Origin of the sequence: Martelella mediterranea DSM 17316, assembly GCF_002043005.1 — a bacterium.
In the GTDB taxonomy this organism is placed as follows: domain Bacteria; phylum Pseudomonadota; class Alphaproteobacteria; order Rhizobiales; family Rhizobiaceae; genus Martelella; species Martelella mediterranea.
This window is the reverse complement of record NZ_CP020330.1, coordinates 3,436,694-3,459,892: the sequence shown is the minus strand read 5'-3', so window position 1 is coordinate 3,459,892 and position 23,199 is coordinate 3,436,694. Positions and strand designations below refer to the sequence as shown.

The window sequence follows — 23,199 nt, the reverse complement described above, 5'->3', positions numbered from 1 at the left end:
TTGATTATGCAGACAAAAACCATGGCGGCCGGCGGTTACCACTATATTCCGGGCGTGATGCAGTATTCGGCCGGTGTCGCGGCCCTTGATGGCTACCGCATCGTCCGCGCCCGCTTCTTCGATGTTGTACCGATGGAGGAGGGCTTTGAGCGAATCGCGACGCATTTGCGCGAAATCGGCCGGCCGTTGCAAGCCTTCTGCGCCTGTGAGTTGCGCTCGCCCGGCCAGTTCACCGAGGAGGGGTTTGCCGCCTTCAACACGCTTTACGCCGAAACGCTCATCGCCTGGAACATCATGGAAGGCGATGACAATCCGGTAGCGCGCTCCAATATCTGCCCCGAGATCGGCGCGCCGGAGGAGCCCGGGTTCCATGCCTTCTGCTACACGGTGAAGGATGAGGACGCGCCGAAGACCTTCGCGATTGCCGGTTCCGGCGAGGTGCCGGAGGGCAAGGCCAATTACCGCGACCATATCGTTCGTCCGGGTGAGACAGGTCCTGACGCCATTCGCGAGAAGGCCGCCTTCGTGCTCGATGAGATGGAGCGCCGCATGGGCTTTTTCGGCGGCAAGTGGGCGGATACGACGGCGGCGCAGATCTATTCGGTCCATGACATCCACACCCTGATCGAGACCGAACTCGGCCCGCGCGGCGCCCACCGAAACGGGTTTTCCTGGCACTACAACCGGCCGCCAATTGTCGGTTTGGAATATGAGATGGACTGCCGCCGGGTGTTCGACGAAATCATTCTGTGAAGCGACGTAGGCCTGGGGTGTGCAGGTGAATCTCAGCCTGGAACGTTTTCGGGAAGTAAGCGCTTAAAGATATCGCGTGGCACGAGCAGCCTTGATGAAACAGCAAATGGCTGTGAGCAAAAAACAGTGTCCAAATCCCGCCCCCGCAACCACTCTGCAGAGTGATATATTACTACGTGCTTCAAAATGAAAATTCATGTCAATGCCGAATTTGGGCGGCCGCCTTGCACCTATGCCAGCCGTTCAGAAGCTTGCCCGAGCGACCTGCCGTTCGTTGCGGCACTGTGAAAGGCGCAGGGGGTAGATGAAGCCGGCAGATTCTGCGCGACGCGCGAAGAGCCGTCTCAAACAGGCATACGCTTAGGGCGCAGACGCGTAACGCTTCAACCCATCAGGCTTATCTCAAAGAGATAAACCGGTGAGCCTCCGGGGGCGTTCAGTCGTTTCCGCTCGCGAGTTGCAAGCCTTGCAAATTGGCATACTTGTCGCCGGTCTCACGGATGTGGATATAACGTTTAAGGCTCACCCAGGACCTGTGTCCGCTGACCGCTGCAACATGCGGGATGTTCCAGCCCATCTCGAACAGGCGCGAGATGCCGTCGTGGCGCAGATCGTGGAAGTGCAAGTCTTCAATTCCGAGTAGCTTGCAAGCCCGTGTGAAGTTCGCTGTGATTGCATCCGGGGAGTAGGGGAATATCTCCGATTTACGCTTGGGCATGCTGTCGATGATACGGATGGCTTCGTCGGGAAGGTCGACCCATGTATCATTGCCAAGCTTCTCACCCGGGTGCTTCATGTCACGAACCAGGATGCGTTTGTGTTGCTTCTGGAAATCTGCCCAGGTGAGGCGGGTGATCTCTGCCTGTCGGCGGGTCGAGAAGAGAGCGAAAATGATCACCTTGTGCATTGGCATTGCCTGAGGTGTTCTTCGGCGCCGATCGATGAAATGCGCCAATAATCGGTCGAGTTCATCGAGGGTGGGTCTGCGGTGGCGCTGAACTGAACGGGATATGATCCCATGCGGCGCGCCACCGTGATGGCGTCTCTCATTTCCCTGTCGTCAAGCCGAAAGTCCCACATCGGCCGCGCAATGGCAAATATGGAGGCGAGGTGGCTTGCGTAATTCCCGACGGTTTGTGGTTGCCCGGGAAGGAACTGAAGGAACGCGATGCTGTTCTTTGACCTGATGGCGGAGCAGGGCATGTCGGCGATCGGATAGGCCGTCTTCAGGACTCGTGCCTTCGTGCGTCCGATTTCTTTGACCGCTTCTTTGATGTAGCGCTCGATGGCTTTGGAGAGTGGCGGGTCTTGCGCATTTAACGCCTCCAACGTACCAGGTCTGGCCAGCTCTTTCTCGCGCTTCCTTATCCAGGCGGTTGCGGCAGGGCGTCTGTCAAAAGTCCTGGTCTCGTGATAGGACGTCCCCTCTCGCATCACGCGCACGCGAGCATGGTAGCTGCTGCTCTTTTCGTTTGCGCGTCTGATCGAGCCCATCTCCTGATTTGGTACACGGAGTTTTATTTGGCGCTCTGTACCCAGACCAGTGTCGAGATCGACGTATTTGGTACCGAACGAGCGGAAAAGAGACAGAAATAAGGTTTCTGTAAGTGTCTGAAAAAACTGAAAAACGAGAACTTCTGGCTGCTTCCCGCTTTGCCGTTGCGCCTATGATCGATTGGACGGATCGGCATTGCCGGTTTTTTCATCGGCAGATGATGACCCGCGGGCAGGTGTATACGGAAATGATCGTGGCCGATGCGGTGCTGCATGGTGATCGCGACAGGTTGCTGGGCTTTGCCTCGGTCGAGCATCCCGTGGTGCTGCAGCTTGGCGGGTCCGATCCGCTGAAGCTTGCGGAGGCCGCATCGATCGGCAGCGATTTCGGATATGACGAGATCAATCTCAATGTCGGCTGCCCGTCGGACCGCGTCCAATCCGGCACGTTCGGCGCCTGCCTGATGCGCACGCCCGAGGTTGTGGAACGAGCGGTTTCGGCCATGAAGGCGGCTGTTTCGGTGCCGGTCACCGTCAAATGCCGGATCGGCGTGGATGATCAGGATCCCTATGCGGTGCTTCCGGATTTTGTCGACCGGATGGCGGGCGCCGGGGCCGACGCGCTGTGGATACACGCCCGCAAGGCGTGGCTGAAGGGGTTGAGCCCCAAGGAAAACCGCTCGGTTCCGCCGCTCGACTATCCGCTTGTCTATGCCATGAAGGAGCGCCATCCCGATTTCTTCATCGGCATCAATGGCGGCATCCTGAGCATGGACGCGGCGGAAACCCACCTTGAAAAAGTCGATGGCGTGATGATCGGTCGCGCGGCCTACCAGACGCCCGCGCTTCTGGCTGATGTCGATCATCGATTGTTCGGCGAACCGCGGCGCGCCCTGGACTGGGAAGGGTTGCGCGATAAGATGATGGTCTATGCGGATGGCGAACTTGCCGCAGGCGCCCGGCTCTCGCAGATCACGCGCCATATGGTCGGCCTGATGAACGGCTATGCCGGCGCGCGGCGTTATCGCCAGATTCTTTCGACCGAGGCGACCAAGCCGGGGGCGGGGCCGGAGGTGATCGCGCGCGCCTTCGATGCCGTCGCGCTGGATGAAAAAGCGGCCTGATCCGGCCGCCTGGGGTTGCCACTCAAGCGGGGATCGGTCGCCGGTCATACATTCTTCTGAACGGAAGAGGTCGCTCGTCGGCCTCAGCCGGCGAGCGCTGCCCGCACGGCATCAATCGCGGCCTCGGCGTTCGCGCCATCGGGGCCGCCGGCCTGGGCCATGTCCGGACGTCCGCCGCCGCCCTTGCCGCCGACGGCGGCAGAAGCCGCGCGCACCAGATCGACCGCGGAAAATTTCTGCGTCAGATCTTCGGTCAGCGACACGACGATGCTTGCCTTGCCGTCTTCCGCCACGGCGATGAAGGCGACGACGGTGTGATCGCGGTTGGACTTGGCGGTATCGGCCATGCCCTTCAGGTCCTTTGCCGCCACACCCTGCAGCACCTTGGCGATCAGGTTGATATCGCCGATCTTTTCAGCTTCATCGGCCGATCCCGCACCGCCGAGCGCAAGCTGCTTGCGCGCTTCCGTCAGTTCGCGCTCCAGCCGGCGGCGTTCATCCAGCAGAGATTCCACGCGATTGCCGACATCGTCGGGCTGGACCTTCAGGCTGGCCGCCAGTGCCTTCAGCTTTTCATCCTGGTTGGTGAGATAGCGGCGCGCATCGATGCCGGTCAGCGCCTCGATGCGCCGCACGCCGGCGCCGACCGCGCTCTCGCCGACGATCCGGATCAGGCCGATATCGCCGGTGGCGCGCACATGGGTGCCGCCGCACAGTTCCAGCGAATAGGTCTTGCCGGCCTTCTCGCCCGACGTCGCCGTTCCCATCGACACGACACGGACCTCATCGCCGTATTTCTCGCCGAACAGCGCCATGGCGCCTTCGGCGATCGCGTCGTCGACGCTCATCAGCCGCGTGGAGACCGGGGCGTTCTGCAGCACGATCTCGTTGGCCATGTCCTCGACTTCGGCCAGTTCCTCAGCGCTCAGGGGTTTGGGGTGCGAAATATCGAAGCGCAGCCGCTCGGGCGCGACCAGAGAACCCTTCTGGGCGACGTGATTGCCGAGCCGCTCGCGCAGCGCCTCATGGATGAGGTGGGTGGCCGAGTGGTTGGCGCGAAGCCGGGAGCGGCGGGCATGATCGACTTCGAGCGAAACCGGCTCGCCGCGCGCGATCTCGCCCTTCTCGACGGTGGCATGGTGAACGAACAGGCCGCGACCCTTCTTCTGCGTGTCGGTCACGCGCAGAACCGCCTTGTCGGTCCGGATCGTGCCGGTATCGCCCATCTGGCCGCCGGATTCGCCGTAAAACGGCGTCTGGTTGACGACGAGTGCAACGGTATCGCCCTCCCGTGCGGTCTCCACCGAAGCGCCATCCTTGACGAGCGCCAAGGTGATGCCCTCGGCCTTTTCGGTGTCGTAGCCGAGAAACTCGGTCGCCTCGTGCTTTTCGCCGAGCTCGAACCAGATCGTCTCGGTCGCCTTGTCGCCGGAGCCCTGCCAATGGGCGCGCGCTTCGGCCCGCTGGCGGTGCATGGCATCCTGAAAGCCGGAAAGGTCGACATGGATGCCGCGCGCGCGCAGGGCATCCTGGGTGAGGTCGAGCGGGAATCCATAGGTGTCGTAGAGCTTGAAGGCGGTTTCGCCGTCCAGGCTGTCACCCTTCTCCAACTCGCGGCTCGCTTCATCAAGCAGCGTCAGGCCGCGGTCGAGAGTCTTGCGGAAGCGAGATTCCTCAAGCTTCAGCGTCTCGGAAATCAGCGCCTCGGCGCGATGGAGTTCGGGATAGGCGCGGCCCATCTCGCCGACCAGAACCGGAAGCAGCTTGTAAAGCACCGGCTCGCGCGCGCCGAGCAGTTCGGCGTGGCGCATGGCGCGGCGCATGATCCGGCGCAGCACATAGCCGCGGCCTTCGTTTGACGGCAGGACGCCATCGGCGATCAGGAAGGCGGAGGAGCGCAGGTGATCGGCGATGACGCGGTGGCTGGCGCGGTGCTCGCCCTCGGCCTTCACCCCGGTCAGGTCAACGGACGCGGCGATCAGGTTGCGAAACAGGTCAATGTCGTAATTGTCGTGCTTGCCCTGCAACACGGCTGCGACCCGCTCCAGGCCCATGCCGGTGTCGATCGAGGGGCGTGGCAGGTTCTCGCGGCGGTCGGCGGAAATCTGCTCATACTGCATGAACACCAAGTTCCAGATCTCGATGAACCGGTCGCCATCCTCTTCCGGCGAACCGGGCGGGCCGCCCCATATATGGTCGCCATGGTCAAAGAAGATTTCGGAGCAGGGGCCGCAGGGGCCGGTATCGCCCATCGACCAGAAATTGTCCGAGGTCGCGATCCGGATGATCCGCTCCTCGGGAAGACCGGCGATCTTCTTCCAGAGGTCAAAGGCCTCGTCGTCCTCGTGGTAGACGGTGACCAGCAGCTTGTCCTTTGGAAGCGCGAATTCCTTGGTGATCAGGTTCCAGGCGAGCGAGATCGCACGTTCCTTGAAGTAATCCCCGAAGGAGAAATTGCCCATCATCTCGAAGAAGGTATGGTGGCGCGCGGTATAGCCGACATTGTCGAGGTCGTTGTGCTTGCCGCCGGCACGCACGCATTTCTGCGCGGTGGTCGCGGTGGAATAGGGCCGCGATTCCAGACCGGTAAATACGTTCTTGAACGGCACCATGCCGGCATTGGTGAACATCAGCGTCGGGTCGTTATGCGGCACCAGCGGACTGGACGCGACGACCTCATGCCCGTTCTGCCGGAAGTAGTCGAGGAAGGTCGACCGGATTTCATTCACGCCATTCATGCTGCGCACGTCCCTTTGAATTCTGGTGTGTCCGTTTCCCGGCTTTTAACGACAGCCGAAGATACTGTCCAGACAAGAGAAAACAGCGGCCCCGGAAAGCCGCTGTTTAATCAATTCACGAAGTGCGACGAAGCCTATTCGTCGTTGGTCCCGGTGGCAGCACCATCGTCTTCACCCGTATCGAGAAGACCTTCGGAAAGCAGGCCGGCATTCTGGCGAAGCGCAAGCTCGATCTCGTTGGCGATTACCGGGTTGTCCTTCAGGAACTGCTTGGCATTCTCACGCCCCTGGCCGAGACGCTCGCTGTTATAGGAGAACCAGGAGCCGGACTTCTCGACAATGCCGGCCTTGACGCCGAGGTCGACCAGCTCGCCGGTCTTGGACACGCCCTCGCCATACATGATGTCGAATTCGACCTGCTTGAAGGGCGGCGCCATCTTGTTCTTCACCACCTTCACGCGGGTCTGGTTGCCGACCACTTCGTCGCGATCCTTGACCGCGCCGATCCGGCGAATGTCCAGACGGACGGAGGCATAGAATTTCAGCGCGTTGCCGCCGGTCGTGGTTTCGGGCGAGCCGAACATGACGCCGATCTTCATGCGGATCTGGTTGATGAAGACAACCATGCAATTGGAGCGGGAGATCGAGCCGGTGAGCTTGCGCAGCGCCTGGCTCATCAGCCGCGCCTGCAGGCCGGGGAGGCTGTCGCCCATCTCACCCTCGATTTCCGCGCGCGGGGTGAGGGCTGCAACCGAGTCGATCACGATGACGTCGAGCGCGCCGGAGCGCACCAGCGTATCGGCGATTTCAAGCGCCTGCTCGCCGGTGTCGGGCTGGGAGATCAAGAGGTCGTGCAGGTCGACGCCGAGCTTGCGGGCATAGATAGGATCAAGCGCATGTTCGGCATCGATGAAGCCGCAAATGCCGCCATTCTTCTGCGCCTCGGCGATGGTCTGCAGCGCCAGCGTGGTCTTGCCGGAGCTTTCCGGGCCGTAGATTTCGATAATGCGTCCCTTGGGCAGGCCGCCAATGCCGAGCGCGATATCAAGGCCAAGGGAACCGGTCGACACCGTCTCGATCTCAACGATGCTGTCATTGGCGCCGAGCTTCATGATCGAGCCCTTGCCGAACGAGCGCTCGATCTGGGAAAGTGCCGCTTCCAGCGCCTTGCTCTTGTTCACCGATTTTTCCTCGACGAGTTTTAGTGAATTCTGTGCCATGGACCTTATCCCTTGTTGCCGCTGCCGCCTAGACGATTTCAGAAGTTACATATTTGTACTCTATTTGTTCCGTTCCTGCAAGCCCCTGACAAGCTATTGTTTTAGATATGGAATGCCGGATATGTTCCGGTTTTGTATTTCCCCTGGAAAGCTTGTGTACGACGTTGCGGGAGGAGGAATGCGCCGGCCGAGCGCGTCTCAGTCCGTCGTTTCGTTTTTGTCGGCTTCGATTCGTGCGGCGGCCTCATCGAGGGTGGCGCAATAGGCGACGCGCGGTTCGGAGATCCCGTGGCTTTCGAGGATCGACCGGACATTCTGCGTCGCGCCGGCGAGCAGAACCCGAACCTTGCGGTGTTCAGCCTTTCCGATCGTGCCCTCCAGCACGTTGGCGGCGGAGGAATCGACATAGGGGACATCGGAAAGGTCGAGCACGAAATTGCGCGCGCCGCCGGCCACCCGGTCGAGCACGGAGCCGACGGTGGCGGCCGCGCCGAAGAAGAACGCACCGGAAATGCGGTAGACCACGGTGTCGGGATCGGTATTGGCGATCGGCGATTCGGCCTTGGCGTTGTAGTCGGAATAGGGGTTTACGGCGACATTCTTGCCCATGCGGTCGATGAACATGACGGCGCCGAGCGCGAAACCGGCAACAATGCCTTCCGTCAGGTCGCGGAAGACCACGAGCAACAGCGTCACGAGCAGGATGACCGCATCGCCGCGCGAGGTGCGCAAAAGCGTCCGGATCGCGGCCTTCTCCACCATCGTCCAGGCGACGACCGCCAGAACGCCGGCGAGGGTCGCAAGCGGAATGAAGCGGGCCAGCGGGGCTGCGACGATCATGAACAAGAGCAGGAACAGCGAATGCAGCATGCCGGAAAACGGGCTGGTCGCGCCGGCGCGTACATTGGTCGCGGTGCGGGCGATGGTGCCGGTCACGCAGATGCCGCCGAACAGACCGGAGGCGATATTGGCCACGCCCTGGCCGACCAGTTCCATGTTGGAGCGATGCCGGCGCCCGGTCATGCCGTCGGCGACGACGGCGGAAAGCAGCGATTCGATCGAGCCCAGCAGCGCAAAGGCGAAGGCATCGGGCAGCACCGAGATGACCTTCTGGACCGACAGCGCGGGCAGGGCCGGGGCCTGCAGCCCGCGCGGCAATCCGCCGAACTGGCTGCCGATGGTTTCCACCGGCAGGTTGAACGCGAAGGCCGCGAGGGTTGCCACGGCAACGGCGATCAGCATCCCCGGCCAGCCCGGCCGGAAGCGCTTCACGGCTATGATGATGGCGATGGTCAGCACCGCGATGGCAACGGCCGAAATATTGGTGGTGCCGACATATTGCGCCAGATAGGCGACCTTTTCGGCGAAGGGGCCGGGCTCCTTGCCGGGCAGGTCCAGCCCGAAGATCGCGGAAAGCTGGCTGGCGAAGATGATGATGGCGATGCCGGCGGTGAAGCCGACGGTCACCGGATAGGGTATGAAGCGGATATAGGCCCCGAGTTTCAGGTAACCGGCCGCGATCATGATCAGGCCGGAGAGGATGACGGCGATGATCAGCCCGTCGATGCCGTTGCGTTCCACCGAGGCTGCGACCAGCACGATGAAGGCCCCCGCCGGACCGCCGATCTGGTGGCGGCTTCCGCCCAGCAGCGAGACGAAGAAACCCCCTATAATGGCCGCGTAAAGCCCCCGGTCGGGCGAGACGCCGGAGGCGATCGCGATCGCCATCGACAGCGGCAGGGCGACGATCGCGACCGTCAATCCGGAGATGGCGTCGCCTTTGAGACGGGAAAAGGAATAACCTTCGCGCAGAACGCTGACGGTTTTGGGAACGAGACGGGTGGGCATGATCATTTCACCTGAGCGCCACGGATGGGCAGGCGGATCATGGCACCCGGGGGACGATTCCGCAAGATTTGTCAATGCGACCTGTGTTTGAAAGGCAGTGTCAAACGGGAGTGAACGGTTGTGATGAAAGATATGGACGTGTTCGGGACCTATGAGCAAAGGCTGAAGCGGGTCAGCGATTATATTGCCGCCCATCTGGACGACGCGCTCGACTACGCGAAACTCGCCGAGATCGCCTGCCTGTCGCCATGGCACTGGCACCGGATCTACCGGGCCGTCTATGGCGAAACCATCCATGCCACGGTGAAGCGCCTGCGCCTCCACCGGGCCGCCGGCGAACTCGTCAACGACGCGGCAGGCATAGAGAGCATTGCCTGCCGCGCCGGCTATTCAGGCGTCGCTTCTTTCACACGAAGTTTCAAATCCGCTTACGGCATGGCGCCGGCGACATATCGCGCGAGCGGCGGCCACGCGATTTTCGATAACCCCGTCACCGAGGAGAATGGTGCGATGTACGATGTCGAATTCAGGACAGAGAATGCGAAACCCGTGGCCGGCGTGCCGCATACCGGCTCCTACATGGAGGTCGACAAGGCCTTTGGCGAGGCCGTCGGAAAGATGGCGGCGGCGGGCCTGTTCCGGCCGGATATGCAGATGGTCGGCATTTATTATTCCGATCCCGGCCTTGTGGCTGAGGAAGAGCTGCAGTCTTTCGCCGGCCTCGTCGTGACCGCCGGCTTTACCCCGCCCGCGGGGTTGACGCTGCGCGAGATCGCCGGTGGTCGCTATGCGGTCCTGCGCCACAAGGGCCCCTATGCCGAGCTTCACAAGGCCTATGGCTGGTTTTACGGCAGCTACCTGCCCGCCAATGGATACGAGCCGGCGGACGCGCCGCCTGTCGAGGTCTATCTCAACAATCCGCGCGAAGCGGCACCCCAGGACCTGCTGACGGAAATCTGCATTCCCATCAAAGGGTAGGCGGCGTCACTTGTCGCCGAGCTTCAGCGCGGTCACGGCATCGCCGCTATCGGCAATGTAGTCACCTGCATCCTGCTGGCGCTGGAGCAGCAGGATGAAGAGGAAGTCGGTCAGCATCAGTTGGGCATCGCGGGCGGTGATTGCCGAGGAGCGCACCTTTTCTTCGTCGGCGATGGTGTAGAGATTGACATCGGCGACGCGGGCTATGGCGTTCTGTTTCGGGCCCGTCAGCGAGATCACGGTGACGGCGCGTTTTCGGGCAAGCTCGGCGATCCGCACGGTCTCGATGCTCGCGCCGGAATAGGAGAGCGCGAACAGCACATCGCCGGATTTGGCGGCCGAGACATTCGCCATCTGCACGTGACTGTCGGAATCATGCAGAGCATAGCGGCCGAGTTTCTGCAGTTTGTAGCAGAAATCGCGCGCCACCAGCGATGACGCGCCGACGCCGGCCACATGAATGCGCTGCGCGGCGTCGGTGATCTCCAGCGCCCGGGAAATCGCGGTCTCGTCATTGGCGGCGAGTGTCTGCTGCATGGCGTGCATCTTGCTGGCAAGCAGTTTCTGCGCGATCGTGGCGTGGCTGTCGTCCAGCTCGATGGTCGCATGTAGCGCGCCGGGCGCGCGCCATTCACTGGCCTTCGCCTTGCTGACGGCGAACTTCATGTCCTGATAGCCGGAAAAACCCAGCTTCTGTGCAAATTTCACCACGCTCGACTGGCTGCGCCCCGTCTTTTCGGCAAGGCTGGCCGAAGACAGCCGCAGCACCTCGTCCGGATGGGCGAGGATGAAATCGCCGATCTGCCGGTCGGCCGGCGCAAGGCTTTCAAGCTGGGCTTCGATGATGCTGAGAACGGACACGAAATGCCTTTCCGAGTGGGTCGATGCGAAGAATAATAAATTCCTGAATTCAGGAATACAATGGAATTATTGCGAATTGGTTTTCGCCGAGCGTCTGGTCCGGTTTGGAATAAATTATTCGTATAATTATTTGACAGTTGGAATTTGTGATTATAGCCTCTGCTTGAAATGGGAGGCTGCCGCTGCGGATTCGTCCGCCGGAAAGCCTTGAAGGGCAGGGGAATTCCAACGTGAATCTGTTGAATGGCGAGCTCGACAAACTGGTCTCCGAAGGGCGCAATCCGAAAAGCGTCGAACTGGATCTTCTGAGCACGCGCGAAATACTCGAGACCATCAACGCCGAGGATGGGCTGGTGGCTGGGGCCGTCGCCCGCGAGATCGCGCCGATTACGGCGGCGGTCGAGCGCATCGTTGCCGCGTTTAGTGCCGGCGGACGGCTGATCTATATCGGCGCCGGCACCAGCGGCCGCCTCGGCGTGCTCGATGCCTCCGAATGCCCGCCGACCTTCTCGGTTCCGCCGGGCATGGTCGTTGGCCTGATCGCCGGCGGGAATACGGCGCTCACCACCGCCGTCGAGGGCGCGGAGGATGACCCTGCTTTGGGGCGCGCCGATCTTGAGGCCGTCAATCTTTCGAAGCGCGATGTCGTGGTCGGAATCGCCGTCAGCGGGCGCACGCCCTATGTGATCGGCGCGTTGGAATATGCCCGCGAAGTTGGGGCAGGAACCGTTGCGCTTTCGTGTAACCCCGCCTCCGCGATCGCGGAAATCGCTGAAATCTCGATTGCGCCCGTCGTTGGGCCCGAGGTTCTGACCGGCTCCACCCGCCTGAAATCCGGGACGGCGCAGAAGCTCGTGCTCAACATGCTGAGCACGGCCAGCATGATCCGGATCGGCAAGGTCTACCAGAACCTGATGGTCGATGTGACGGTCAGCAACGCCAAGCTCTACGCCCGTGCGGTGCGCATCGTCATGGAGGCCTCCGGCGTTGGCGCTGAAGAGGCGACGGCGCTGCTGGAGAAGACCGGAAATGATGTCAAGCTCGCCATATTGCTGGCGTTGACCGATATGGAATTGCAGGAAGGCCGCGATCTTCTTTCGAAATCGGGCGGCTATCTGCGCAAGGCTATCAACCAGAAGACGGCGCCAGGCCGCGAAGACTGAAGTCGCTCCGGTCGCAACGACCGGCAACAATCATCATCTCGAGGGAATTGATCATGGGAAGAGTTCAAATCAAGACGATTGCATCAGCGCTAGCGATTGCCGCCGCGCTCGCGGCGGCGCCGGCTTCGGCGGAGACACTGAAAATGGCATGGTCGCAGGATGCGACCGGCCTCGACCCGCACAAGCAGACCGCTTTCGCGTCGATCCGCCTGCTGGAATTGGTCTACGAGCCGCTGGTGCGCACTGATGCCGAACTGAACGTGGTGCCGGCTATCGCCAGTTCCTGGGAGTTTTCCGAGGACGGCAAGACGCTGACATTCAAACTTGATCCGAATGCAAAATTCTCCAATGGCGACAAGGTGATGCCGGTGGATGTAAAGGCATCGTTCGAGCGCATTTTGGATGAGGCCACCAGTGCGGCGGCCCGCTCCAACTTCCTGTCGATCGAAACCATCGATACGCCGGATGACGAGACCGTTGTCTTCAATCTGTCGCAGCCGGACGTTCCGCTGCTGACGGCGATGTCGTCGATCAACGCGGCGATCGTTCCCGCCTCTGCGATCGAGGCCGGCACGCTTGGCACCGAGACCATCGGCTCCGGCCCGTTCGTGCTGGACAACTGGGAGCCCAATTCCAGCGAGACGCTGACGGCCAATGAAAACTGGGCCGGCGGCGAACTCGCTATCGACGGGCTCGATATTTCGGTCCTGCCGGATGAGACCGCCATTCTGGCATCGCTGCGCACCGGCCAGGTCGATTTCGCGCTGATCAACGATCCGCTGGTCGCCACGCTGGTGCCGTCCAATCCCGGCCTGACGCTCGATCGCGAGCCGGTGCTGTCCTATCACGTGCTTCAGCTCAATGCCGAGGAAGGCGCGATGAAGGAGCTGAAGGTCCGTCAGGCAATCTCCTGCGCGATCGACCGGCAGGATGTGCTGGATGCCGCCCTTCTCGGCGAGGGCAAGGTGACCGGTCCGCTGACCATGCCGGCCTTCGCCACCGACCCCTCCGAACTGTTCTGCTACACGCAGGACCTCGACAAGGCCAAGGCTTTGATGGAGGAGGCCGACTATGCGGACGGCTTCTCCGCCAAGGTGATGGCCGCAACCGGCGAGCCGCCGACGGCAGCGGCAGAGGCACAGGTCATCCAGTCGCAGCTTGCCGAAATCGGCATCGATCTCGAGATCGAGATGATGGAACTGAACGTCTATATCGACCGCTGGCTGAAGGGCGATTTCGATATGGCCGTGGCGCTGAACGGCGGTCGTACCGATCCCTACACCATGTATAACCGCTACTGGACCAAGGACGGCAACCTCAATCACGTCGCTCACTATATCGATGACGAACTCGATACGCTGATGAATGAAGGCCGCGTGGAAACCGATCCGGCCAGGCGCAAGGAAATCTTCGCCGAATTCTCAAAGCACATCACCGAGGTTTCGCCCTGGGTCTGGCTCTATACCGGCTACAGCTACACCGCCAGCACCGACAAGGTGAAGGGTTTCGAGGCGACGCCGACCGGCTCGCTCTTCGGCCTCACCGCCGTCACCATCGGCGAATAAGAAAAGACACGAGGTCAACGCTCCATGAACTATCTGACCCGAAGACTGGTGACCTTTCCTCTGGTCATGCTCGGGGTGTCGGTCCTCGTGTTCATCTCGATCAGGCTGGTTCCCGGCGACGCCATCACGGCGATGCTGGGGACCGAGGCCGGCCTGCTGACGCCGGCCCAGCGGGCAGCACTTGAAACCTATTTCGGCATGGACCAGAGCTGGTTTGGCCAATACTGGCACTGGCTCGGCGGAGCGCTGCATGGCGACCTCGGCATTTCGGTGACCTATGGCAAGCCGGTGCTGGACGTCATTCTGCGGGTGTTTCCGCTGACGCTGGAACTGGCATTGCTGTCGATGATCGTGGCGCTCGCCATTGGCCTGCCGGCCGGCATTTACGCCGCCACCCACGCCGAAAAGCCGTCCGACCTCATCGTTCGCGTCGTCGCGATGATCGGTCAGTCGACGCCGAGCTTCGTGGTCGCGCTGCTCGCGATTTACGCGCTGTCCGTCTGGTTCGGCGTGCTGCCCGCCATGGGCACATTCACGCCCCTGTTCGAAGATCCGCTGAAGAACCTCGCGCAGATGATCCTGCCGGCCCTCACGCTGGGTTTCGCCTTCGCCGCCGCCGTCACCCGCATTTCCCGCTCCGCCATGCTCGATATTCTCTCCGACGACTATGTCCGCACCGCCCGCGCCAAGGGCGTGCCGCAGCGCAAGGTGATCTGGCATCACGCGCTGCCCAATGCGCTGATCCCGGTCGTCACCGTCTCCGGCGTCGAGTTCGGCTATCTGCTGGGCGGCGCGGTGATCGTGGAACAGGTGTTCGCGCTGCCGGGCCTCGGGCGCACGGTGCTCGACGCCATTCTGCAGCGCGATTATGCGCTTGTGCAGGGCAGCGTGCTGTTCATCGCGCTCAACTTCATGATCGTCAATCTGCTGGTCGATCTCGCCTATGCGGCGCTCGATCCGCGTATCCGGCTGGGAGCGCAGTGATGGCTCTCCTGCGTTCAATCTTCTCCCATCCGAGCGGCCGCATCGGCGGCGCGATCGTCGGGCTCTATATCGTGATCGCGATCCTGGGTCTGATCGGCATCACCCCGCATGACCCGCTGGCGCAGTTCCGTCTTGATCGCCTGCATGCGCCGTCCGCGACCTATTGGATGGGCACCGATCTGCTCGGCCGCGATGTCGCGAGCCGGCTGATGATCGGCATCGCGCAATCCTTCATCGTTTCCTTTTCCTCCGTGGCGCTGGCAACGATCGCCGGCATCGTGCTCGGCCTTGCGGCGGCATGGTTCGGCGGCAACTGGGATGGCGCGATCATGCGGCTTATGGATGTGCTGCTGGCGTTTCCGGCGATCCTGCTGGCGCTCCTGATCATCACCATTGTCGGCCCCGGCACCTGGACCAGCGTGATGGCGATCGCCTTCGTCTACACGCCGATCTTCACCCGCGTCGTGCGCGGCCCGGCGCTGTCGCTGAAAACCCGCGAATTCGTGGATGCCGCCCGCACCTTCGGCTCATCGCGTTCCTACATCCTGTCGCGGCACATGCTGCTCAATCTGGTCGCGCCGCTCACCGTGCAGGTGACCCTGGCGCTCGCCTGGGCGCTGCTGACGGAGGCGGGGCTTTCCTTCCTCGGCCTCGGCACCCAGCCGCCGCAGGCCTCCCTCGGCCTGATGCTGAGCGAGGCGCGCAACCTGATGGAGATGGCGCCCTGGCTGCTGATCTTCCCCGCACTCGCGATCATGCTCGGCATTCTCGGCTTCAACCTGCTGGGCGATGCGCTGCGCGACATTCTCGATCCCCGTTCCAGGAGGGCAGAGGCATGAGCAGACTTGTTTCCGTCTCCGATCTCCGTGTCGGCTTCGGCAAGCGGCCGGAACAGAATGAAGTCGTGCGTGGCGTCAGCTTCGATCTCGATGCCGGCGAGACGCTTGCGATTGTCGGTGAGAGCGGTTCGGGCAAATCGGTGACCTCGCTCTGCCTCAACCGACTTGTCGATTTCGGCGGCGGCAAGATCACCGGTGGTCGCATCGACTATACGCTGTCGGACGGCAAAACCGTCGACCTCGCGAGCCTTCCGGAAAAACGCCTGACCGGCATTCGTGGCCGGGAGATCGGTATGATCTTTCAGGAGCCGATGACCTCGCTGAACCCGGTCCACACCATCGGCGAGCAGATTGCGGAAAGCTTCCGCCTGCATCACGGCCTCACAGGCAAGCAGGCGATGAATGCCGCGAAGGAAGCGCTTGAGCGCGTCCGTATCCCGGATGCCGCAAGGCGGCTGAAATACCATCCGCATCAGCTTTCCGGCGGCATGCTGCAACGGGTGATGATTGCCACCGCGCTGTCATGCAATCCGCGCCTGCTGATCGCGGACGAGCCGACGACCGCGCTCGACGTGACGGTGCAGGCGCAGATCCTGGCGCTGCTTTCCGAATTGAAGCGCGAAAGCGAGATGGGCCTGATCTTCATCACCCACGATATCGGCCTCGTCGCCGGCATCGCCGACAAGGTGATGGTGATGCAGGCCGGCGAGGTGGTGGAGCAGGGCGAGACCGATGCGGTTCTCGATAACCCGGAACATCCATATACGCAGCATCTCCTGAAGGCGGTGCCGCATTTTGCCGAGGGACGGGCGGTGCGCCGCGACTTCACACGCAAGTCCGAAGCCAGACCGGTGTTGTCGGTTGAAAACCTGACCGTGCGTTTTCCCGTCGCCTCCGGTTTCTTCAACAGACGGACGGGCGCCGTCCATGCCGTCGATGGCATTGATTTCGACCTGATGCCGGGCGAGACGCTGGGCATTGTCGGCGAAAGCGGCTCCGGCAAGTCGACCACGGCGCGCGCCATAATGGGGCTCACCAAGCCCACGCGCGGCAATTTCTCGCTCGGTGAGGGCGGTTCGGTCGCCGCCCATGGCGATCCGATCCAGATGGTGTTCCAGAACCCCTACGCCTCGCTCAATCCGCGCCTTCGCGTCGACAGCATTCTCGCCGAACCGGTGATCGCCACCGGCGGAAGGCTGAATGCCGAGAGCCGCGCCCGCATGGCCGAATTGCTGAAACGCGTCGACTTGCCTGAAAACGCGCTGACACGCTATCCCCACGAATTCTCCGGCGGCCAGCGCCAACGGCTCTGCATCGCCCGCGCGCTGATGCTGAAGCCCTCCGTCGTGGTACTGGACGAGGCGGTGTCCGCACTCGACGTCTCCGTGCAGGCGATGGTTCTGGAACTCCTGACCGAGCTTCAGCGCGACATGAACCTCTCCTACGTGTTCGTCACCCACGACATGGCCGTGGTCGAGCGCATCGCCCACCGCATCGCGGTGGTCTATGCTGGTCAGATCGTCGAGATCGGCGATGCAAGGTCGGTGCTTGCCGATCCGCGGCATTCCTATACCAAACGGCTGATCTCGGCGGTGCCGAGCATCGACCGCCGCCACCAGGATTACCGGCTCGACACCACCGATGTCCCGTCGCTGGTGCGCCCGGCGGGCTACGAGCCGCCGCAGGCGGATTGGATATCCTATGGCGATGATCATCTGGCGAGGGCCGAAGCATGAGCGAGACCGGTTTCGACAAGGCGTTTGCAGCACTTGAGCAATCCGTTGCCAACGGGCGTATTCCCGGCGGCGTGCTGGGCCTCGTAGACCGCGACGGCAACCGGCTGACGCGCGCCGTCGGCAGGGCCGCGATCTTGCCGGAAGAGCGCCCGATGACGATCGACACATGGTTCGATCTCGCCTCGCTCACCAAGGTGATCTTCACCACGTCGCGCATTCTGGCGCGCGCAGAAGCCGGAGACATCGACCTCGATGCGCCTCTGACCGCCGTTATTCCTGATTTCCGGCAATATGATCCCAACTGCTGGGAGCGGCAGGTGACCTTCCGCCAGTGCCTCGGACACCAGACGCCTTTCCCCGCGGTCGAACCGATCTACACCTATGGCGGCGATCCCGACCGGCTGAGGGCCTTCGTGCTGCAGCGGGAATGGAAGCGGGTGGAGACGCCGGTCTATTCCGACATCAACTACATCCTGCTCGGCATCGCGCTGGAGCGGCTTTCCAGAAAGACGATCCGTGATCTTGATCCCGGTCCGGGTTTCGCCTGGTCCGCTGATCCTACGGAAACGGCCGCCACAGAGCGCTGCACATGGCGCGGCCGGGTGATGGCGGGCGAGGTGCATGACGAGAATTGCCACGCCCTTCAGGGCTCCGGCCATGCCGGGCTGTTCGGGCAGGTCGACGCCGTTCTGGATTTCGCCCGCGATCTGCTGGAGCGCGACAGCAACGGAGACGCGACGGTCAGCCTGATGCGGGAGCCATTGTCCGAACGCCGCACCCATGGTTGGGAACGCCCTTATGAGAACTGGCACGGCGGCGCGCTGTGCTCACCCGCGACCATCGGCCACACCGGCTTCACCGGCACCTCGCTGTGCGTGGATTTCGAGCGCGGCCATGCCTGGACGCTGCTCACCAACCGCGTTCACCCCAGCCGCCATTTCGACAGCGGCATCATGGCGCTGCGTCGCGCCGTCAGCGATTTCATGAACGGAGCGGACTAATGGCCGAGGATTTCAAACCGGTCTGGGCCGTGGGCCTGATGACGGGCACCGTGCTCGACGGTAATATCGATGTCGCGATGCTGAAGACCGATGGCGTCAGCGTCGAGCAATTCGGCGCCTATACGTTGGCGCCCTATCCGCAATCGACCCGCGATCTGCTGGAGGAAACGCTTGCCATCGCCCGCAAGTGGAATTTCGAAGGCCCGGAGCCCGAAATTTTCGCGAAGGCCGAAGAAATTCTGACCCGCGCCCAGTCCGCCGCCGTGAAGGCGCTGGTCGAAGCCGAAGGCCTGACCATGGCCGATATCGGCGTTGTCGGCTTCCACGGCCAGTCGGTGTTGCACCGCGCGCCGACGAAGGCGCGCATCGGCGATACCCGCCAGCTTGGCGATGGCGCGCTGATGCACGACCTGCTCGGCTGCAAGGTCGCCTATGATTTCCGCACCGCCGATATCCGCGCCGGCGGGCAGGGCGCGCCACTCTCCGCCGGCTACCACCAGGCCCTGCTGCGCGGCCTCGACATGACGGGCGAGACGGCTGTGCTCAATCTCGGCGGCGTCGCCAATGTCACCGCATGGGATGGTAGAGACCGCCTGATCGCCTTCGACACCGGTCCCGCCAATGCGCCCCTCAACGATTTCATCAAGGCAAACGGCCTCGGCGAGATGGACCGCGACGGCAAGCTGGCGCTTTCCGGCACGGTCAACGAGGAGCGGCTTGAGCGCCTCCTCGAACATCCCTATCTTTCAGCGCCTTATCCCAAATCCCTCGACCGGTTCGACTTCACTGCCGCCATGGCCGATGGCCTCGATCCAGCCACGGGCGCGGCAACCCTGACCGCCTTTACGGCCGCCGCCGTCGGCAAGGCGCTCGACCTTTTGCCGGTGCGTCCGAAACGCCTGATCGTCTGTGGCGGCGGGCGGCGCAACCCGGCGATCATGGCGATGCTCGGAACGCGCGCCGGCGTCGAGGCTGTCCCAGCCGAAACGGTCGGCTGGCGCGGCGATGCGATCGAGGCGGAGTGTTTTGCGTTTCTTGCGGTGCGGACGCTGCGCGGTCTTCCGATCAGCTTCCCGACAACCACCGGCGTTCCCGTGCCGATGGCTGGCGGAAAGGTCGCGGGCTGAGTTTTTCGCCGTCCCTGCTCTCAAACGCCGAGAAGGTATGAGGCCTGTCAGCTTGTCAGGAACGCGGCGACGGCCTCGATTTCCTGTGGGCGGATTTCATGGCCGCCGGGGTGGAACAGCGTGGCAAGATCGGCCTTTTGTGCTTCGAAATAATTGATCAGGGCATGGGTTCCTTCAGGCGGGCAGATCGGGTCGCGTTCGCCCGCCGTGATGAGGATTCGTTTGCCCGCGAGACCGGCATTGTCCTGCGGCGTCCACGGGATCAGCGGATGCATGAGCACGGCGCGATCGAAGAGGTCGGGTTGTCCGAACAGCACCGAGGCGAGAATGTTGGCGCCGTTGGAATAGCCGATGCCATAGACCGCGCGACCGGGATTGGCCTTGCGGTGTTCGGCGATGAAGCGGCTCATCCTGGCGGTGCGAAGGGCGAGGTCTTCCATGTCGTAGACGCCTTCGCCGGTGCGCCGGAAGAAGCGCAGCGCGCCATATTCCGAAACGTCGCCGCGCGGTGAAACGATGGCCGCGTTTGGCAGAATCTGGTCGACGAGAGGCACGAACTGATGCTCGTTGCCGCCCGTGCCGTGAAAGCTGAAAACCAGCGGTTCGCCAGCCGCGCCGGCGCGGGTGAACGCATTGTATGTATCGTTTGTCATGCTTGTGGTTCTCCAACCGGCGCGCGATGGCGCTCGTCAATCGGGCTCGCGGGCCGGGAAAAGGGAGGCAGCGCCCGTCCAAAACAGGACAGGCGCCTTGGCAATGTCAATCTTTGATCGGCGTCAGGATTTGCTCGATCTGCGCGCGATGCTGCTCATATTGCGGCGGCAGTTTCAGCGCCTCGCCGAGATGGGCGGTGTCCTCGTCGGCGTCAAAGCCCGGTTCGTTGGTGGCGATCTCGAACAGCACGCCGCCGGGCGTGCGGAAATAGATCGCCCAGAAATAGTTCCGGTCGATCACCGGGGTCACCTGGTAGCCGGTATCCATCAGCGCCTTGCGGACTTCGAGCTGGGCGGCGCGATCTTCCACCGCGAACGCGATGTGATGGACGGAGCCTGCGCCCTGACGGGCGGCGTTGGCCGACGGCAGGGTCTGGATGTCGATGACATCGGCGCCATTGCCGTTGCCGATCGCAAAACGGGTCCAGTCATCCTTGCCGTCGACCTTTTCATAGCCCATGAAACCGAGCAATTCCCCCGTCGCGCCGCTGTCAGCGAGCCGCAGGCTTGCGCCATGGAAGCCCCGGATAGCCTCGGCCTCGGCGATATCGCCCTTGAGCCAGCCGGCGCGGTGATCATGGTCCACCTCGACCAGCGCGAAGGCATCCCGGTCCGGGCCTGCGAAATGCAGCCGCTTTTCGCCGAAGACTTCGCTCTCCGTGATGTTTCCGACGCCAAGCTTGCCGAGACGCTCCTTCCAGAAGCCGAGCGCGCCGCGCGGGACCGCAAACAGCGTCTCGCCGACCTCGCCCGTTCCGGGCCTTGCCGCCGCTATGTGCGGGAAGGGAAAGTAGGTCATCACCGAGCCGGGCGTGCCGATTTCGTCGCCGTAATAGAGGTGATAGACATCGGGCGCGTCGAAGTTCACGGTCTTCTTGACGCGTCTTAGCCCGAGCGCGCCGGTGAAGAAGTCGTTATTGGCCTGGGCATCCGCCGCCATCGAGGTGATGTGATGCAGGCCCTTGATCTGCTGTAACATCGAACTGTTCCTTGCTGTACGGGCGCGTCTGCCGCGCCTCGCTTCTGGCCATAAGATGGCGATTCTGGCTCACCGCGTATAGTGCAATAAAATTGACATTATTATTGCAATAAACGTAATAATAGACTGATGAAGGATCTGAATGACATCCGGGTTTTCCTGAGCGTTGCCGAGCTGGGCAGTTTCGCCGCAGCGGCGCGGACGCTTGCGATGACCGCGCCGAGCGTGACGCGGGCTGTCGGCGCGCTGGAGCAGCGGCTCGGCGTGCAGCTTTTCGTGCGCACCACGCGCCAGGTCTCGCTCACCGCGGCGGGGGCGATCTATGCGGCGCGGATGCGGCCGCTGCTGAAGGCCTTCGACGATGCCAGCGAGGAGGTGCGCGAGCGGGAAAGCGCCGTCAGCGGCCATATCCGGCTGAACGCCCCGCTGTCGCTTGGCCAACAGATATTGCCGGACGTGCTTTCGGGCTTCCGTTCGGAGCATCCCGCGATCAGCCTTTCGGTGACGCTTGAGGACAGCTTCGTCGATATCGTTGGCGCGCCGTTCGATCTGGCGATCCGTATTTCCGGCCCGCCGGATGACAAGTCGACGATCTGGCGCAAGCTGTGCCCGGTCCGGCGGGTGCTGGTGGCATCGCCCGGCTTTCTGGCCGCAAACGGAACGCCGCGAACGCCCGACGATCTCGCCGCCACCGCCTGCCTCGCCTTCGACGCCGAGGCGACGGCTGAAACCTGGGAGCTGACGAGCGCCGGGAAAAAGCGGCGGGTGAGGGCGGGGACGAATCTTGCCGGCAACAACGGCGAATTGCTGGCGCGGCTTGCCGAGAATGGCGAGGGCGTGGCGCTGCTGCCGCATTTCATCGTTGAGGAAGCGCTGGGAGAGGGACGGCTGACGCAGGTGCTTTCCGACTGGTCGCCGCCGGAACTCTGGCTGACGCTTTACTATCCGCCCTATGACCGCCTGCCGATCCGGGTCGCCCGGTTTTCGGATTTCTTCGAGGCTTATGTCACACGCGTCCGGCCGCTGTGACGCGCGGCGCGCAAACGCGCTTGCCCGAAAGGCGCAACTTCTTTACCTCTGACATCGTTTCACGCTCGTGCTGAAAGGTCTGTCGTACATATGGCTAAGGCAATCTATCGCTCTCCGGCTCTGACCGGGGCCTTCTGGATGGTGATGGCCGGCGTGGTTTACGCGGCCGGCAATGTCGCGATCCAGCAGGTGACGATGAATATGGGGTTCGCCGCCTCGTCGGTCGCCTTCTGGCAATATGGCATCGCCTTGGTGTTTGCCGTGCCGTATCTCTGGCGCACCGGGCTTTCGGTGATGCGGACCAGTCATCCCTGGCAACATGTCTTCCGGGTGGCGCTTTCCGCGCTCGGCGTGCAGGCCTGGGCAATCGGCCTTGCCTCGGTTCCGATCAGCCAGGCGATCGCGCTGGTCATGACCTCGCCCTTCTTCATCATCGTCGGGGCGAAACTGTTTCTGGGCGAGACGGTCGGCCCCTCGCGCTGGATCGCGACGGCGGTGGGCTTCACCGGCGCGTTGCTGATCCTTCAGCCCTGGTCGGAAAGCTTCACCTGGGCGGCGCTGTTGCCGATTGCATCCGCGCTTCTTTGGGGCGGAACCTCGCTGATCACCAAGCGGCTGACGGCCCATGAACGGCCCGAATCGATCACCGTATGGCTCCTGATGCTGCTGACGCCGATCAACGCGCTGGTCGCCATCGGCGGCGGCTTCGCCGTCCCGACCGGCGATATCATCTGGATCATGCTGGCGCTCGGCCTGTTGACGGCGCTGGCGCAGTATTTCCTGACGCTTGCCTATTCGAGCGCGGACGCGGCCTATGTCCAGCCCTTCGACGACCTGAAACTGCCGCTCAACGTGCTCGGTGGCTGGCTGGTGTTCGGCTATGCGCCGGATACGCTGTTCTGGATCGGCGGCGTGATGATCCTCTGCGCCTCGCTTTCGATCATGCTGATCGAGCGCCGAAGGGAGAAGTAGACGGGTTGTCATCGTCCTGTCATCGCCGTGTAATCCTGCTGTCACACCGCGCGCTCAGAAACCTCCAGTCATCTT

The 23,199-nt window shown here is 62.6% G+C and carries 20 protein-coding genes; 12 read left to right on the top strand and 8 right to left on the bottom strand.

Annotated features, from left to right (window positions below):
* Positions 1–6: 6 nt before the first annotated feature.
* On the top strand, positions 7–753 hold the full coding sequence (gene cnbZ / locus Mame_RS16090) for a 2-amino-5-chloromuconate deaminase CnbZ (protein ID WP_018064199.1): 747 nt from the start codon (positions 7–9) through the stop codon (positions 751–753).
* A gap of 436 nt (positions 754–1,189) precedes the next feature.
* Here the strand turns inward: cnbZ and Mame_RS27635 are convergent, their stop codons facing one another.
* Together Mame_RS27635 and Mame_RS27630 are read right to left on the bottom strand one after the other, a co-directional pair.
* The gene (locus tag Mame_RS27635; RefSeq protein ID WP_328286102.1) at positions 1,190–1,708 is read right to left on the bottom strand and encodes a site-specific integrase; all 519 of its coding nucleotides are present in this window, start codon (positions 1,706–1,708) and stop codon (positions 1,190–1,192) included.
* A complete protein-coding gene (locus Mame_RS27630) occupies positions 1,648–2,247 on the bottom strand; it encodes a hypothetical protein (protein ID WP_328286101.1) in 600 nt (199 codons plus the stop codon). The genes Mame_RS27635 and Mame_RS27630 overlap by 61 nt, the downstream gene beginning before the upstream one ends.
* A gap of 173 nt (positions 2,248–2,420) precedes the next feature.
* Here Mame_RS27630 and dusA point away from each other — a divergent pair, with 173 nt between their 5' ends.
* Entirely contained in the window at positions 2,421–3,371 is a 951-nt protein-coding gene (gene dusA, locus Mame_RS16080; RefSeq protein ID WP_018064198.1) for a tRNA dihydrouridine(20/20a) synthase DusA, read from the top strand.
* Positions 3,372–3,454: 83 nt separating this feature from the next.
* Here the strand turns inward: dusA and alaS are convergent, their stop codons facing one another.
* From alaS to Mame_RS16065, 3 genes are all read right to left on the bottom strand, one after another.
* A complete protein-coding gene (gene alaS / locus Mame_RS16075; protein WP_018064197.1) occupies positions 3,455–6,109 on the bottom strand; it encodes an alanine--tRNA ligase in 2,655 nt (884 codons plus the stop codon).
* 134 nt (positions 6,110–6,243) lie between these two features.
* Positions 6,244–7,329: a recombinase RecA gene (gene recA, locus Mame_RS16070; protein ID WP_018064196.1), complete on the bottom strand. Its 1,086-nt coding sequence runs from the start codon at positions 7,327–7,329 to the stop codon at positions 6,244–6,246.
* 198 nt (positions 7,330–7,527) lie between these two features.
* Positions 7,528–9,177: a SulP family inorganic anion transporter gene (locus Mame_RS16065; protein WP_018064195.1), complete on the bottom strand. Its 1,650-nt coding sequence runs from the start codon at positions 9,175–9,177 to the stop codon at positions 7,528–7,530.
* A gap of 123 nt (positions 9,178–9,300) precedes the next feature.
* Here Mame_RS16065 and Mame_RS16060 point away from each other — a divergent pair, with 123 nt between their 5' ends.
* Positions 9,301–10,155: an AraC family transcriptional regulator gene (locus Mame_RS16060; protein ID WP_018064194.1), complete on the top strand. Its 855-nt coding sequence runs from the start codon at positions 9,301–9,303 to the stop codon at positions 10,153–10,155.
* Positions 10,156–10,161: 6 nt separating this feature from the next.
* Here the strand turns inward: Mame_RS16060 and Mame_RS16055 are convergent, their stop codons facing one another.
* A complete protein-coding gene (locus Mame_RS16055) occupies positions 10,162–11,016 on the bottom strand; it encodes a MurR/RpiR family transcriptional regulator (protein ID WP_018064193.1) in 855 nt (284 codons plus the stop codon).
* 230 nt (positions 11,017–11,246) lie between these two features.
* Here Mame_RS16055 and murQ point away from each other — a divergent pair, with 230 nt between their 5' ends.
* Genes murQ through Mame_RS16020 form a run of 7 tightly spaced genes read left to right on the top strand, consistent with a single transcriptional unit; the run spans position 11,247 to position 19,431 of the window.
* Positions 11,247–12,179 carry an N-acetylmuramic acid 6-phosphate etherase gene (gene murQ, locus Mame_RS16050; RefSeq protein ID WP_018064192.1) on the top strand — a complete coding sequence of 311 codons (933 nt, stop codon included), beginning with the start codon at positions 11,247–11,249 and terminating at the stop codon, positions 12,177–12,179.
* Between the two features lie 53 nt (positions 12,180–12,232).
* Positions 12,233–13,744 (top strand): ABC transporter substrate-binding protein, encoded by a 1,512-nt coding sequence (locus Mame_RS16045; protein WP_018064191.1) that lies wholly within the window; start codon positions 12,233–12,235, stop codon positions 13,742–13,744.
* Positions 13,745–13,768: 24 nt separating this feature from the next.
* Complete coding sequence (locus tag Mame_RS16040; RefSeq protein ID WP_018064190.1) at positions 13,769–14,728, top strand: ABC transporter permease; 960 nt, start codon at positions 13,769–13,771, stop codon at positions 14,726–14,728.
* Positions 14,728–15,567, top strand: coding sequence for an ABC transporter permease (locus Mame_RS16035; RefSeq protein WP_018064189.1), 840 nt, complete (start codon positions 14,728–14,730; stop codon positions 15,565–15,567). Before Mame_RS16040 ends, Mame_RS16035 begins: the two co-directional genes overlap by 1 nt.
* Entirely contained in the window at positions 15,564–17,303 is a 1,740-nt protein-coding gene (locus tag Mame_RS16030; protein ID WP_018064188.1) for an ABC transporter ATP-binding protein, read from the top strand. The genes Mame_RS16035 and Mame_RS16030 overlap by 4 nt, the downstream gene beginning before the upstream one ends.
* Positions 17,300–18,304 carry a serine hydrolase domain-containing protein gene (locus tag Mame_RS16025; RefSeq protein ID WP_018064187.1) on the top strand — a complete coding sequence of 335 codons (1,005 nt, stop codon included), beginning with the start codon at positions 17,300–17,302 and terminating at the stop codon, positions 18,302–18,304. The genes Mame_RS16030 and Mame_RS16025 overlap by 4 nt, the downstream gene beginning before the upstream one ends.
* A complete protein-coding gene (locus Mame_RS16020; protein WP_018064186.1) occupies positions 18,304–19,431 on the top strand; it encodes an anhydro-N-acetylmuramic acid kinase in 1,128 nt (375 codons plus the stop codon). Before Mame_RS16025 ends, Mame_RS16020 begins: the two co-directional genes overlap by 1 nt.
* Positions 19,432–19,478: 47 nt before the next feature.
* Here the strand turns inward: Mame_RS16020 and Mame_RS16015 are convergent, their stop codons facing one another.
* Together Mame_RS16015 and Mame_RS16010 are read right to left on the bottom strand one after the other, a co-directional pair.
* Positions 19,479–20,084 carry an alpha/beta hydrolase gene (locus tag Mame_RS16015; protein ID WP_018064185.1) on the bottom strand — a complete coding sequence of 202 codons (606 nt, stop codon included), beginning with the start codon at positions 20,082–20,084 and terminating at the stop codon, positions 19,479–19,481.
* A gap of 106 nt (positions 20,085–20,190) precedes the next feature.
* Positions 20,191–21,123, bottom strand: a complete 933-nt coding sequence (locus Mame_RS16010) for a ring-cleaving dioxygenase (RefSeq protein WP_018064184.1) — start codon at positions 21,121–21,123, stop codon at positions 20,191–20,193.
* A 129-nt stretch (positions 21,124–21,252) separates the two neighbouring features.
* Between Mame_RS16010 and Mame_RS16005 the strand changes: the two genes are divergently transcribed.
* Complete coding sequence (locus Mame_RS16005) at positions 21,253–22,152, top strand: LysR family transcriptional regulator (RefSeq protein WP_018064183.1); 900 nt, start codon at positions 21,253–21,255, stop codon at positions 22,150–22,152.
* 90 nt (positions 22,153–22,242) lie between these two features.
* Entirely contained in the window at positions 22,243–23,124 is an 882-nt protein-coding gene (locus Mame_RS16000; protein WP_018064182.1) for a DMT family transporter, read from the top strand.
* Positions 23,125–23,199: the final 75 nt, after the last annotated feature.